This window comes from Opitutia bacterium KCR 482, assembly GCA_029269845.2.
GTDB lineage: Bacteria > Verrucomicrobiota > Verrucomicrobiia > Opitutales > Intestinicryptomonadaceae > Merdousia.
In genome coordinates this window covers 968,485-982,089 of the sequence record CP149973.1, presented here as the reverse complement: position 1 = coordinate 982,089, position 13,605 = coordinate 968,485, and the positions used below count along the sequence as shown (strand labels likewise).

12 protein-coding genes are annotated in these 13,605 nt (G+C 56.2%); 7 read left to right on the top strand and 5 right to left on the bottom strand.

The features are described 5' to 3' along the window. Positions 1-145: 145 nt before the first annotated feature. Together P3B99_004065 and P3B99_004060 are read left to right on the top strand one after the other, a co-directional pair. Complete coding sequence (locus P3B99_004065) at positions 146-1,885, top strand: hypothetical protein (protein WYJ08298.1); 1,740 nt, start codon at positions 146-148, stop codon at positions 1,883-1,885. Position 1,886: 1 nt separating this feature from the next. Further along, a complete protein-coding gene (locus tag P3B99_004060) occupies positions 1,887-2,654 on the top strand; it encodes an MBL fold metallo-hydrolase (protein ID WYJ08297.1) in 768 nt (255 codons plus the stop codon). A 192-nt stretch (positions 2,655-2,846) separates the two neighbouring features. Here the strand turns inward: P3B99_004060 and P3B99_004055 are convergent, their stop codons facing one another. Next, positions 2,847-4,022 carry an outer membrane beta-barrel protein gene (locus P3B99_004055; GenBank protein ID WYJ08296.1) on the bottom strand — a complete coding sequence of 392 codons (1,176 nt, stop codon included), beginning with the start codon at positions 4,020-4,022 and terminating at the stop codon, positions 2,847-2,849. A gap of 236 nt (positions 4,023-4,258) precedes the next feature. Here P3B99_004055 and P3B99_004050 point away from each other — a divergent pair, with 236 nt between their 5' ends. Further along, entirely contained in the window at positions 4,259-5,971 is a 1,713-nt protein-coding gene (locus P3B99_004050; GenBank protein ID WYJ08295.1) for a hypothetical protein, read from the top strand. 28 nt (positions 5,972-5,999) lie between these two features. After that, the gene (locus tag P3B99_004045; GenBank protein WYJ08294.1) at positions 6,000-6,845 is read left to right on the top strand and encodes a patatin family protein; all 846 of its coding nucleotides are present in this window, start codon (positions 6,000-6,002) and stop codon (positions 6,843-6,845) included. Positions 6,846-7,015: 170 nt separating this feature from the next. Here the strand turns inward: P3B99_004045 and ispF are convergent, their stop codons facing one another. The 3 genes from ispF to pyrF are packed head-to-tail and all read right to left on the bottom strand — an operon-like array spanning position 7,016 to position 8,940. Beyond that, positions 7,016-7,501 (bottom strand): 2-C-methyl-D-erythritol 2,4-cyclodiphosphate synthase, encoded by a 486-nt coding sequence (gene ispF, locus P3B99_004040; protein WYJ08293.1) that lies wholly within the window; start codon positions 7,499-7,501, stop codon positions 7,016-7,018. Next, positions 7,502-8,245: an IspD/TarI family cytidylyltransferase gene (locus P3B99_004035; GenBank protein WYJ08292.1), complete on the bottom strand. Its 744-nt coding sequence runs from the start codon at positions 8,243-8,245 to the stop codon at positions 7,502-7,504. Further along, positions 8,242-8,940 carry an orotidine-5'-phosphate decarboxylase gene (pyrF, locus tag P3B99_004030; GenBank protein WYJ08291.1) on the bottom strand — a complete coding sequence of 233 codons (699 nt, stop codon included), beginning with the start codon at positions 8,938-8,940 and terminating at the stop codon, positions 8,242-8,244. The genes P3B99_004035 and pyrF overlap by 4 nt, the downstream gene beginning before the upstream one ends. Positions 8,941-8,988: 48 nt before the next feature. Here pyrF and ispE point away from each other — a divergent pair, with 48 nt between their 5' ends. Next, positions 8,989-9,867, top strand: coding sequence for a 4-(cytidine 5'-diphospho)-2-C-methyl-D-erythritol kinase (ispE, locus tag P3B99_004025; GenBank protein WYJ08290.1), 879 nt, complete (start codon positions 8,989-8,991; stop codon positions 9,865-9,867). A 79-nt stretch (positions 9,868-9,946) separates the two neighbouring features. On the opposite strand, the gene P3B99_004020 is transcribed toward ispE, so the two are convergent. Beyond that, positions 9,947-12,136, bottom strand: a complete 2,190-nt coding sequence (locus tag P3B99_004020; GenBank protein ID WYJ08289.1) for a trehalase family glycosidase — start codon at positions 12,134-12,136, stop codon at positions 9,947-9,949. Between the two features lie 95 nt (positions 12,137-12,231). Between P3B99_004020 and P3B99_004015 the strand changes: the two genes are divergently transcribed. Together P3B99_004015 and P3B99_004010 are read left to right on the top strand one after the other, a co-directional pair. Next, positions 12,232-12,894, top strand: a complete 663-nt coding sequence (locus P3B99_004015) for a hypothetical protein (protein ID WYJ08288.1) — start codon at positions 12,232-12,234, stop codon at positions 12,892-12,894. A gap of 128 nt (positions 12,895-13,022) precedes the next feature. Continuing rightward, complete coding sequence (locus P3B99_004010) at positions 13,023-13,583, top strand: OmpA family protein (protein WYJ08287.1); 561 nt, start codon at positions 13,023-13,025, stop codon at positions 13,581-13,583. Positions 13,584-13,605: the final 22 nt, after the last annotated feature.

Here is a 13,605-nt window from a genome sequence, read left to right as displayed (position 1 = left end):
CGTTTTTATCGGGGCGGCGGCATTTGAAAATTCGCTCTGGACGCCGCGCAAACGGCGTCTTTTTTTGCGTTTTTGCTCGCAAAATTTCCGCGCCGTTTTTTGAATGTTCCGCGAACTATTTTATTATTCCGATTTCTAAAACAGTATGAAATTGCCCCTTTTTATTGCGCTTCTCCTTTCCGCATTTGCCGCATTCGCGCAGACCGACTATCCCGACCCGCCACCGTTTACGGGAGTCTCGGAGGCGAAGGTTAAGGTCGAGGCAAACTGGCTGCTTCTGCCCATGAACGGCGGCGAACGGTACAACAAAGTAAAAATTACCGACGCCGACGGCAACACCGTTTTTGCGGGTTCGGTGCTGCTTGCCGACGGCAACGCGCAGTGGCACGCGCCCGTTGACGTGTCGAAATTCAAGGGCGGCGAAATCACGTTTTCGTACCAGACTTTGACGAAAGAGCCGAGCTTTCGGCAGGTGGACGAGCTTGGCTACATTGACCACTCGAAGGACAGAGGGCGTCCGACTTTCCACCTAACCCCGAAATTCGGCTACATGGGCGATTTCTGCGGGCTTGTGAAAGTCGGCGGTCTTTGGCACGCATACTTTCTTTTCAACCCCTACGCGATGACTCCTCACGAGCCGTATTTCATTGCCCACGCCGTCAGCGATGACCTCGTGAATTGGGACTACAAGCCCGACGTCATGCGCCCCGTGTTTTCGGACGGCGCGGCGGTCTATCCCGTGGCGGGTTCGGCATTTTTCGACAAAAACAACAAAAGCGGATTTTTCGATTCGGGTTCGGGCGTGATTCTGATTGTCGAAAAGTCGGACGGCTCTACCGTTCTGGTTTCGTCGGAGGGCGCGGAGCTTGCGGTTCTTTCGGGTTTGGGCGGAAAGTCGGTCGGCTCTCCGTCGCTTTCGTATCTCGAAAAACAAAAGCTTTGGCTTGTGGTAAAATGCGTTTCGTCGGGCGGTTCGAACGTCGTTGAATTCTACACGTCGCGGGATTTGTCCAACTGGAAGCTGTCGGGTTCGGTCGCCGCCGACATGCCGTCGCCGACGCTTTTCGAAACTTACGTTTCCGCCTCCGATACCAGGAAATACGTTCTTTGGGGCGGCGACGGCTCCTATCTTGTCGGAGGCTTCGACGGCGGCAATTTCAAGAGCGATTTTCCCAAGCCCGCGCGCCTGTTTTACGGCGACGCCCGCGGCGCGCAGATTTGGCAAAACGTTCCGTCGGGGCGCATTCTGGCGACCGCCCGCGTAGACCAGCCGGGCGACTTAATGCGCGATGTGGGGCAGTCGTTCTCGCAGTCGGCGTCGATTCCGTGGGAGTTGCGCCTTGCCGACACAAAGCGCGGTTTGCGCCTTCGCGCGTCCGTCCCGCAGGAAATCGTGGGGCATTTCGGCAGACCCGAGGACGCTTTGGGTATTCCGCAGCTCCAATTCCGCTCGAACGTGTTTTCTCTTCCCGAGGCTGTCGGCAACAATTTTGCGGTCGTGTTCACGTTCGACACCAGCGAGCTTGTCGGGTTTTCGCTCCGCGCGGGAGTGGCGAAGTTTGGCTACTCCAAAATCTCCGAATCCTACGAAATCACGCGCATAGAAACGAACAAGTACGCAATCAAAGCGACCGACCCGCGCCCCGACGGCTTCACGTCGGCGATGATTTTCCTCGATACCTATTCGGCGGAGGCGTTTTTTCTCGACGGCTCGGCGGTTCTTTTCATGGGCGACTCTTATTTGAATCCCGAACAGGAAATCAAGGTGGGCTGCAACGGCGAAATTTTCGTGGACAAGGTTTCGCGCATTCCAATCAACCGCGTTTCGCCCGAGCAGCGGGCAAAGGCGGCGCAGGCGGTCGTCGATTCCGTAAACAAAAAATGATATGTTTTTCCAGATTTTAGAGACTTCGAGCGCGGGAAACTGCGCGTATTTCGAACACGACGGCGTGCGAGCGCTTGTGGACGCGGGCGTAGGCATTCGGAAAATTAAAGACTACCTTGCCTCGCGCGGCTTGGCGCTCGACGACATCGACGCCGTTTTCATCACGCACGAGCATTCCGACCACTGCAAGGCGGTCAAATATTTTTCAAGCCCGAATACCAGAATTTTTGCGAACCAACTTACCGCGGAATCTATCAGATACGGCGATTCCGCGGCGAAGTCGCTGAAATGGACTACATTCGAGGACGGGAAAGAGTTCGACTTCATGGGGATAGGCGTGTGCGGCTTTCCCGTCCCGCACGACACCAGCGACTCCGTCGGCTACCGCTTTTGCGTTGGCGGCAAAAACCTCGTTTGGCTGACAGACTTGGGCAAGCCGACAATGCTCGCAAAAGACATGGCCTCAACCGCGCAAGTATTGGTTCTCGAAAGCAATTACTGCCCGCGCATGCTCGAAAATTCCCCGCGCCCGTACCGCCTGAAAGCAAGGATAAAAGGCTCTCACGGGCACTTGTCGAACTCGGACGCAATTTCAATCATGCGCGGGCTTTCCCCCGACACTGTCGAAAAAATCTATCTTGCCCACATTTCGCGCGAGTGCAACAGCGTTTCCCACATAGCCGAGCTGATTGAAGACATCGGCGACATCAGGCAGCGCATAGAAATCGTTTCCCCGTTTTCCGTTTCGAGCACGCCCTACGAGGCTTAATTTGCGACGCAAAAAGCTTCGGCATTTCCTCCGAAGTTTTTTTGTGTCCGTTTTGACTGCGCCGCAAGCCGTCTTTTACCGTCTTTTGCTTTTTGTCCTCCGTGTCCTTTAAGCGCGGGAGTGGGGACAGCAGGGCACAAAAAAAGCCCGAACCGCGTGGATTCGGGCCTTTCTGTCTAACAATGAAATGTATTAGTATTTAACCGCAACCGAAATGTCAACCAAGTGCTGGTTGTAGCGCGCCGAAGCGACGTTCGAGCAGTTTTCGAGGAAGCGGTAGTTCGCGCCGAGCGTGAGGAACTTGTTGGGCTTGTAGGAAACGCCTACGCGGCCAACGTATTCGTCGTCGTTGCGGTCGATTGCGATGTAGTCGCTGTTGGTGTAGGCAAAGCTTGTCGTGAAGGTGACGAACTGGTTGAGCAGGTAGTTCGCGCCGAATTCGCATGTGCTGTCAACCGAGCTTTGACGAGCTGCACCGTTGGCGAAGTCTCTACGCCCCGTGAGGAAGAGGCCGACCTTTTCGGTGAGTTCGTAGGAAGCCGTCATCGAGCACGAGAATGTGGTGTCGTCGCCTGCAAGAATACCGCTTGTCTGGTTGCGGTAGGAAACGCCGGCGTACGCCGAAAGGTTGAGCTTCGGGAGAATGTCGCCGCGAACCGTGATGCCGCCGAAGTGGTCTTCGCGGTTGTTGCCGTAGAGAATTTTGTTCGTCGGATTGCCGCCTTCAAACGTGGTGTAGCGGTACTGGTACGAGAGACCGAGGGCAATCTTGGGGGTTATTCTGTAAAGCACGCTGAGCGGAACGCTGTACATATCGTAGTCGGAGTATTGATTGCTCCATCTTCCGAGATATTCTTTGTACAACCAGTTGCCGCCGAGTTCGCCAAAGAGCTTTTCGGAAAAGTCGTACGAGCCGAGCAGACCCGCTTTCCAGTCGTTGGAGCGGACGAGTTCGCCCGCCTGCGCCGCCGCGAGTGTTTGCGACGTGTTCTGGTAGGTCTGGTCGAACGAGAAGTTGGCTTTGAGCGAGAATACCGATTCCGTGTAGGAGGCGTTCGCCGCTACGTGTGCGAGGTTCGCGTTAAATTCTTTCTTGTCGGCATAGCGGATAATGTCTTCGAAGAACTTGATGTTCGCCTTGAACTTGCTGTTGCGGCCATAGTCCGCTTCCGCGCCGAGGCGGATTGTCGCCGAATAGTCGTCGTACTTTTTCGCCTTGTTGCTTGTTGTTGTGATGTTGCTGTTCCACTTGCCGATTACGGCACCCTTGAAGAAAAGGTCGAGCTGGTCTCCGACCGTGACGAGAGGCGCGGCGCTTGCCGAAAGCGCGGCAGCGAGCAGGATAGACGATGATAATATTTTTTTCATTATTAGATATTTGGTTGATTTTAAATTTTGGGGCAATCGCACGATTGCGTGTTTGTTTTTTACAATTTAGCAGAAATCTCTGAAATTTTTTCAAACTTGTCAAGCATTAAATCCCCCGTATTTTTTAACGGGCGTTCGCGCGGGGAGGCGGAAACTTTCGGGCTTTACATTTTCCGTATTTCGGATTTTATCGGAAATCGTCAAAACTTTTTTTAATAAGAGACAATTTTTCAATCATGGACAACAAGAAAAGCGAAAAATACGGCGTAGGCAATTATTATCCACTGTTCTTCGGAATGCTGTGCAGAATCCGCAAACCGAACGGAGTGTGGGTTGTTCAGGTAGTTTGGTCGAGGCTCTTCACGGTGCTGGGCGTGCTCGCCGTCGCGCTGTACATGCTCCTTACGGCGTTTGTGTATTTCTATTTCAGAATCGCAATCAAGTACGACGAAATGACCGTCGGCAAGGCGCTCGCCTATCCCTTTGACCGCTCCGCGCTCCGCGTTGCAATCGGCGACTACAACATCGCGCAGGCGGAGCAGTGCATAAAAGAGGCGAAGTGGCGCGACGCCTACAAGAATCTCGCTTTCGGAACGGGGCGTTCGCCTAAAAACGTGCGCGGGGCAATGCTTCTTGCCGAATTCTACATTTCGCCCATGTTCAAGCGTCCCGACATGGCCATAAAAGTCATGGAGCGTTCGCTCGTCTACGCGAAGAACGACACGCAGTTCATGCGGCTCTACATGCGCACGCTCATCGACCAGACAGAGGACAGGCGTCTGCTCGACGTCGCCGAGAAGCTTCTGACTTCGGGGACGCTCACGAACAACGACGTCATCGCGTACCTTGCGATGTCGGTTTCGTCGGTGTATTCGCTGCACGGCAATTTCGAAAAGTCGAAGGAGTATTTGGTGAAGTACAAGCTCGACAAAACCCTCCCCGGAATTTTGCGCCTTTCGAAAAACGAGTGGGAGCAGGGCAACCGCGAAGAGGCAATCAACATAATTGCGCAGAATTTCAACTACGCCAAAAATAAAGAGCCGCTTTACGCCATTTTGGTAAACTACTACAAGACGATGGGCGACTTGGAAAAGGCGCGCCAGTATTCGATGCTGCGCTCAATCGAGAATCCGTTTTCGGTCGAACAGCGCATGGAATACCTGAATTTGCAGGCGAAAACGGGCGACGCCGAGGCGGTCAAAAAAGCCGAGGAATCCCTTTTGAAACAGTATGCGGGCGACTACAACGCAATGCTCGTCTTGGGCAACTACGCCGCCGACAACGGAAACATCGCCCTAATGCGCAAAATCTACGACGGGGCAATTGTTAACAATTTTCCGATTGGCGCGTTCTGCCTGCTGCTTCTCGAAACCATGATTACCGACGGCGACTACAAGGGCGCGGTCGATTTCTCCGAGGAGATTTTGAAGGAAAAACCCGTCTGGGCGAGACGCTACGAGGACGTTCTTGGCTGCCTCCGCGCGATTTCCTACTACGCCACGGGCAACGCCAACATGTCCGAAATCATCATGAAGGACGTTCTCAACAGGGGAACGGCGACCCCGCGCGTGCTCGTGGCGACGGCGCGGCGCATGGACAAGCTCGGCGCGATGGCGTTTGCGCAAAAGCTGTTGGAGACGGCGGTGGAAAAATATCCAAAGCACCAGCTTGCGCTCACGCGGCTTATCCAGTTCGAAATAAATCAGGGCAACTCGACTAACCTCGACAAGCACATCGTGCGCCTGCTTGCGATGCGCCGCCCCCCCCGCGAGCTTGTCTTGGAGGCGCGCAAAAACCTTTCGAGCGACAAGTTCATTTTCACGAAAAACCGCGACAAAATCATGCGCGAAATCGACACCCTTGTGAACTCGAAAAACGCAACCTCCACGAACACCGAAACCGGCGGCGACAGAATCACCGAAACCCCCGTTTTCGGCGAGGCTTTGTAGGGTTGCCGCGGCGTTCCGCCTTTTGGGCATGCGCAATATGAAACAGACTCTTGTTCTCGAAGGCGGCGGCATGCGCGGGGTTTTCACCGCGGGAGTGCTCGACTGCTTGCTCGACGAAAAAATATATTTTCCGCGCGTTATCGGCGTGTCGGCGGGAAGCTCCAACGGGCTTTCGTACGCGTCGCGCCAGCGCGGACGCGCGCGCTTTTGCAACATAGACGCGCTCGCAAACCGCAAATACATAGGTCTGAAATACCTGTTCACCAACAGGTGCATAATGGACTACGACTACCTTTTCGGCGAGCTTCCGCGCCGCGTCTACCCCTACGATTTCGACGCCTATTTGAAGTCGGGCGACTTCGAGCTTGTCGCCACGAATTGCAGGACGGGCAAGCCCGACTATCTGGAAAAGCCCAAGACTTTTGCGGCAACTCTTGCCGCGTGCAGGGCGTCGTGCAGTCTGCCCTACGTCTGCCCGCTTACGCGCATACGCGGCGTGCCCTATCTCGACGGCGGAATTTCCGACGCCATTCCCGTAAGGCATGCGCTTGAAACCGGCGCGGGGAAAATCCTGCTTGTGCTCACGCGCAACAGGGGCTTCCGCAAGCCTCCCATGTATTTGTCTATCGCGAAAATCCTCTACAAGCGTTATCCGCGCCTGATTGACGCGCTCAAACGCGCCCACGAAGCCTACAACGAGTCTCTCGCGTATGCCGACAAATTGGAGCGCGAGGGGCGGATAGTCGCCCTGCGTCCAGCGCGTCCGCTCCAAGTGGGACGCCTTGAACGCGACCCGAAAAAACTTGCCGACCTCTACGACGAGGGCTACCGCCTGTGCGGCGCGGCCTTGTCGAAAATCCGCGCGATGTTTTAAAACGCCGCGCCCGCGGAATCTTTTTGCGGGCGTTTTTCGGATACCCCTCGCGTGCCGCCCGCGATTTGCCGTTTCGCGCGTCCGTTAAAGTTTTCGGAGGGTTTTGCAAAAAAAAGGCGTCGGAATAAATTTTCCGACGCCGTTATAATTTTGCCGAATTTTTTTTCGGGCTATTTTTTGCAAAGAAGCGAAACCGCGTGCACGCCGATTCCCTGCTTCTCGCCCTCCCAGCCCATTTTTTCGTTCGTGGTGGCCTTTACGCCGACGTCGTTTTCGGAAACGCCCAGCGACTTCGCCAAGACCTTTTTCATTGCGGCGACATGCGGCAGAATTTTCGGCGTTTCGGCGATGATTGAGCAGTCCACATTCGCCACTTTGTAGCCGAGCCTGTCTGCCTCCGCAACCGCCTTTTTGAGGATTTCCTGCGAGTCTATTCCCTCGCAGTTCGGGTCGGACGGCGGGAAGTAGAAGCCGATGTCGGGCAGGGCGAGCGCGCCCAAAATGGAGTCGGCAAGCGCGTGCGTTAGCACGTCGGCGTCGGAGTGTCCGAGCAGTCCGAGCTTCGACGGAATCTCCACTCCGCCAATGATGCATTTTCTGCCCTCGACGAGCCTGTGCACGTCGTAGCCGTGTCCTATTCTAAAATTGCATTCCATTTACTGTATCCTCGATTTCAAAAATTCGACGTATGCGATGTCCTGCGGTACTGTGATTTTCGGGTTGGGGTTGGGGTTTTCGACAATCGAAATCTTCGAGCCGTCGAGCACGTATGCGGCGACGTCGTCTGTGATTTTGATTTTCCCGCGCTTTACTTTTTTGTAGGCGTTTTCGATTGCGCCTGCGCGGAAAACCTGCGGGGTCTGCATTGCCCAAAGGCGCGAGCGGTCGAGGTCGGCGGGCTTGATTTTTTCGGTCGAGCCGTCGGGCGGCACGCGCTTGATTGTATCGACCACGCGCGAGGCGAGAACCGCCGCGCCGTCGCGCATTGCGGCTGCGGCGAGAAGCACGATGTTTTCCGCGCCGACAAGCGGGCGCGCGCCGTCGTGGATAAACGCGAGCGCGGATTTGTCGGAAATTTCGGCAAGCCCGTTTAGTACGCTGTCCTGACGCTCCGCGCCTCCCTGCGCGAATTTGACCGACACCGCCTTTTTGAAGTCGGGAAAGAACTTTTTGAGCGCGGCGGAAATTGCGCGTTTCTGCGCGGCGTCGCGGCAGACGAAAACCGCCTCCGACACCTGCCCGCTTTCGAGAAACGCCTTGAACGAGTGCAGAATTACGGGCATTCCGCCGAGAGGTTCGAGCACCTTGTCGGCTACCGTTCCGCGCATGCGCGAGCCGCTTCCGCCCGCGAGAATCACCGCGGCGTTTCCGCTCTTTGCGCTTTTTTTTGCGGCTTTCATTTCAGCTCGTCGATTATCGCGCGCGCGGCGGCGGCGGGGTTTTCGGCTTTGAGAATGGGGCGTCCGACGACTATGAAATCGGAGCCCGCCTCAGCCGCGAGCGACGGCGTCATCACGCGCTTCTGCTCGTCTGTCGAGCTTCCCGCGGGGCGTATCCCCGGGGTTATGAGTTTGACCTCCTGCGGTATGATTTTTCTGAGGCGTTCGATTTCGAGCGGCGAGCACACCAAGCCGCGCATGCCCGAATCTACCGCGAGCTTTGCGAGCAGCTCCACCTGTTCGGCGGGGGCTTTTGCGACTCCCGTTTCGGCGAGCCCGTCGGCGTCGAACGATGTGAGCACTGTGACGCCCAGCAGCAGCATGTCGGGGTTTGTCTCCTTTGCCGCGGCGACCGCCGCCGACATCATTTCGCGTCCGCCAGACGTGTGTATTGTGAGCATCGAAACGGGCAGGCCTTTGAGGCTCTTGACCGCCGACGCCACGGTGTTGGGAATGTCGTACAGTTTGAGGTCGAGAAAAACCTTGAAGCCCATCGAGGCGACTTCGTTTACGAAACCGCGCCCGTAGGCGAGATACATTTGCAGCCCGATTTTTACCCATTCCAGATTTCCGCGCAGTTTTCCGAGCATGTCGAGAGCCGCGTTTTTGTCGGGGAGGTCGAGGGCGAGCATCAATTTGCAATCGTGTTTTGACATATTGGCGCGTTTATGCAACAATCCGTAAAATTTTTCAAATATTTAAATATGAAAGTAAAAAAGTTTTCCCCCTGCAAGGTGAACCTGATGCTTGCGATAACGGGCGCGCGCCCCGACGGCTTCCACAATCTGGTGAGCATTGTAGCCCCCGTCAAATTCGGCGACTGGCTCGAAGCCGAAATTCTCGACGGCGCGTCGCGCGACGAAATCGAATGCGACATGGAGGGCGTGCCGCTCGACGAGTCGAACCTCGTTGTAAAGGCGGCGGCGCTGTTCCGCAGGGAGAGCGGGAGGGACGTTTTCTTCAAATTCAAGCTCGACAAAAAAGTTCCGCACGGCGCGGGGCTTGGCGGCGGAAGCTCCAACGGCGCGGCAGCTCTGCTTGCGGTAAACGGGCTTTGCGGAAATCCGCTTCCGATGAAAAGGCTCGAAGCCCTTGCGGCGGAAATGGGCAGCGACTGCCCGCTGTTCCTCACGGGAACGCCCGTCGTCATGCGCGGGCGCGGCGAGCTTGTCTACCCGCTTTTCGGCGACGCGCAAGACTACATTTCGCGCCTGAAACTCGTGATTTTCAAACCCGCGTTTTCCATAAACACGGGCTGGGCGTACTCGCAGATGAGGGCGAACCCCTCCGACTACATCGACGCCGACGAGGCGGAATCGATGCTTTCCGTATGGCTCGAAAACCCGAGCATTTCGGGTCTGCCGCTCGTAAACAACATGCAGATTGAGGCGTTCAAGAAATATCCCGCGCTCGAACTCGCAGTGGAGGGCGTGCGCGAAAAATTCGCGGTACCCGCCATGATGAGCGGCTCCGGCAGCGCGTGTTTTGCGATAGTAAACAACCTGACCGACGCGCGGATTTCGGAGCTTAAAAATTTCGTGAAGTCCATGCTCGGCGACTCCTGCGTTGTTGTTGACGCGTAGCGCAAAATTCGGCTTTCCCGCAAAACAAAAACGCCCCGTTTTTCGCGGGGCGTTTTGCGTATCCGTGTTTGCGCTTGGGCTATTTGCCCGCAATGCGGCGCGTTTTGCCCGCAAACTTCAAGACGACGTTCGCGCCCTTGGGCGGCGACACTTCGAACTTCCCGCTTTTTTCGAAGCGGAATTTTATCGAGCCGTTCCTGACGGGAATTTCGCCCTCCGCCCAGTCAAGCCCTACGAGGTCGGGTTTGAGCAGGTATTCGTTCGGATTTTCGGTTTCCCAGAAGCCGCAAATTCCGCGGAATGCGACGATGACGGGCGGCGCGCCGAGCGACGCGTGGCAGAGGCTAAGCCCGAACGGTCTGCGGTAGAATTCGAGCTTTTGCGCGGGCGTCCCCTTGGGGGTGAAGTTTTCGGGGAAGCGCGTGAAGCCGTCGTCGAGCCAGCCGCCCCAGATGTCTTTGACGTAGTCGAAAGCCTCGCGGACATGCCCCGCCTTTGCGTATGCGAGCATTTCGTAGGGCTTTTCGATGCTTACGTCTTCGCGGTAGTCCTTGACTGCGGGCATGACTTTTTCGAAGAGGTTGTCGAGCGACTCTTTCGGGAATATCCCGGCGAGTACCGCCCAGTACTGCGCGTATTGCGATATTTCAGTGTCGGGCTTCCCGTTTTTGTCGTAGCCGTTTATGAACGCCCGCCGCTCGCCGTCCCAAAAATGTTCGAGGATTTTCCCGCGCAATGATTCCGCCATGTTTGCGTATTTTAGCGCGGCGGCGGTATCGCCCCAGCGTTCCGAGAATTTCGCGGCGTTCTTCCAGTTTATGTAGAGCATCATTTGCACATAGGCGGGCGTTCCGCTCCAGTAGGGGAATGGGTGTCTTTTCGCCCAGCCTGGGAGGAACGCGGGCCACTTGGAATGGCGGTAGGGCAGGAACCCGTTTTTGTCGAGCGCGCTTTCGTAGAGGGCGAGCATTTGCAGGATTCTGTCTTTGTATTGGAGCGACGTCTCGATTTCGCCGTATCTTGCGAAGTCGTGTTCGAAGCCCACGAGCGCGTGCAGGGGGTAGTCGAGAATACCCGTGTTGTAGAGCGACGGCTTGTCGGAAAGCAGCGAGAGCGCGTAGGAATTGCGCGAGACCGCGCGGGCGTCGAAGAGCAGGTCGGCGGCAAGGCCCGCCTCTACGGCGTCGAGCGGCCACGGCAGGAAGTCGCGCTTGATTCCGTCGAGGTAGAAGTCGTGCGTGGAGGTGTGGATTGTGGCGGCTCCCGCCTCGAAAATGCGGTTGAACATTTCGTCGCTGCACCTGAATTTTCCGATTCTTTTCATCGGGAAAAGTTTTGCGCGGAACACTGGGACGGAGATTTTCGCGCCGCCGTCCGACTCAATGCGCAGAAAGCGCAACGCCCTTTCGGGAAGCTCGATGTCGTTCAATCCGTCCGCTAGCGCAAACGACGGAAGCGGCTTTTGCTCGAAGCGCACTTCGTCGTCGTTGAGGGCTTCGGGCAGGCTTTCGCCGACGGAAAATCTGAGCGTTCCGCTTCCCTCTGCGCGTAAGACGACGCCGCCGAGTTCGTCGTGCTTGAAGTCTATCACGAGCTTCGAGTTTTTGCCCATCTCGATTCCGTCGGCGGAGGCTTTGCAGTTTTCGGCGACGGGGTATTTGTGCGGCGGAATTTCGTAGATGTCGTAGGCGAGGTAGTCGGGCGTAGTCTGCGGCTCGTCGAAGAGCGGCGACGATTCCGCGGGCACCCAGCTCTTGCCGTCGAGGCTCGCCGCCCAGCCTTCGGGCGTGGACAGCCCCTCGCCCTCTATTATAAGGCAGGGCAGGCGGGTTTTCGAAACCACCTTCACCCTGATTTCGCGCTTCCCCGCGGGTATTGTGATTTCGCCCGCGCGCATTCCCGCAACGCGCTTGCCGTCGACGTCGATGTACGCCAAGTGCGACGCCCGCCATTTCATCTTGGCGTCTTTCGGCAGGTAGACTTCGCGCCTGAAAAGCGTCGATTCCTGCGGAGTGTAGTATGTTCCGCCGTCGTTTACGTATGCGCAGCGTTCCACCGATTTTTCCGCGAGTCTGCGGTGGCAGAACGACGCGTACTGCCCCGGATACCACATGTATGCGGCTTTCCATTTCCCGAATTCGGGACGCGCCGCCTTTTTTACGGCGGGGTCGGTCGCGGGGCTGTATTCCTCCGCCTTGAAAGGTTGAGCAAACGCCTGCATGCCCGCAAACGCCGCTATTGATAGCAGATAGTATTTATATATAGACATGCCACCATTATTGCGTATGCGAAATTTTTGAGCAACTAAATTGTGGAATTTTTTAACGTTGCAAAGGCGGGGCGGTTTTGCATTATTCAACGCGCATGAAAGATATACACGGGAGTTTAATTTTTGCGCTGTGCCTGCTCGCCTTTACGGCAATCGTATTTTTTCTGAAATACGGTCAGGAGCGCGCGCAGTCGCAAATATTGGAGGAGGAGACTAAAACGGCGCAGACCCGCGCGATGACCGTAGAGCGCAAGGCGGACGAAGCCGAGCGCAAAACGCGTCTGGCGCAGGAGGCAGCCGCCGACAATATCCGCAAGGCGCGGGAGGCGCGCGAAATGCTCGAACGCGCAAAGCGCACAAGTTCGCTTACGCAAAAGGAGATTGTCTCCAAACTCAACGCCCAGCTGGAGCGCGAGGCGGACGCCCGCCTTTCCGCCGAAAAGGCGTACGCCGAACTTCTGAAACAGCGCGACATTCTCGACAAAACCGTCGCCCAAACCAAGTCCGACTTGGAGCGGCTGCGCGCGCAAAATTCCACGCGCTCGGAATCGCTCGACAGGCTCGAAAACATGCGCAAGCTTCTGAAAAGCCGCGAGTCGGAAATCGAGGCTCTGAAACTGCGGCAGGCGGAGCTTGAACGCCTCAACGCCGCCGCCTTGGAGGCTCAGGCGGCGACCGAGCGCGAAATCGAGCGCAGGGGCGGCATAGTGCTTCTTCCGCACCACAAGCGGATTCTTTCTCCGAACGTCCGCCGATAGGTTTTTTTTCGCCGCGCCCGAAAATGTTGCTGAACGGCGTAGAAAAAACTTGCAAAAAATAAAAAATGCATGGAGACTTGCAATATATAGATTTTTTCAAGAAAAAATAATCCGATAATAAATAAATTATGAAAAAAGCATTTACACTCGCCGCAGTAGCGTTCTCAATGTTCTTCCTCGCAGCTTGCGATTCCATGGACGGCCCATCGCCGCTCGACACCCGCGCGTCAAGCTCGTCCAACGAACTCAACCCCGGCGATCTCCCCGGCGACGCCAACCTGTCCGACGCTGGTCTCGCCTCGCGCGGAATCAACGAACTCGGCGCGTTCGACCCCGACAATATCAAGCCCGAAGACATCGTCGAAACAATCTACTTCGGCTTCGACCAATACGCGGTTGCGGCCGGCGAACGCGGCAAGGTAAAACGCGCGGTTGACTTCTACGCGTCGAATCCCGACTTCAAGGTAGTTCTCGTAGGCCATACCGACTGGTACGGCACGGAAGAATACAACATGCTCCTTTCCGACAAGCGTTGTAAGGCGGTTCAAGACTACGCGGCAAGCCTCGGTCTCGACGTTTCTCGCATCGAAATCATCGCGCGCGGCGAAGCGGGCGCTGCAATCGACGTTGCGAAAGACTCGCCCGAAGCAAAGCACGACCGCCGCGTGGACGTCGTGAAATTCAAATAGAATCGGCTTTTCAAATTTCCGA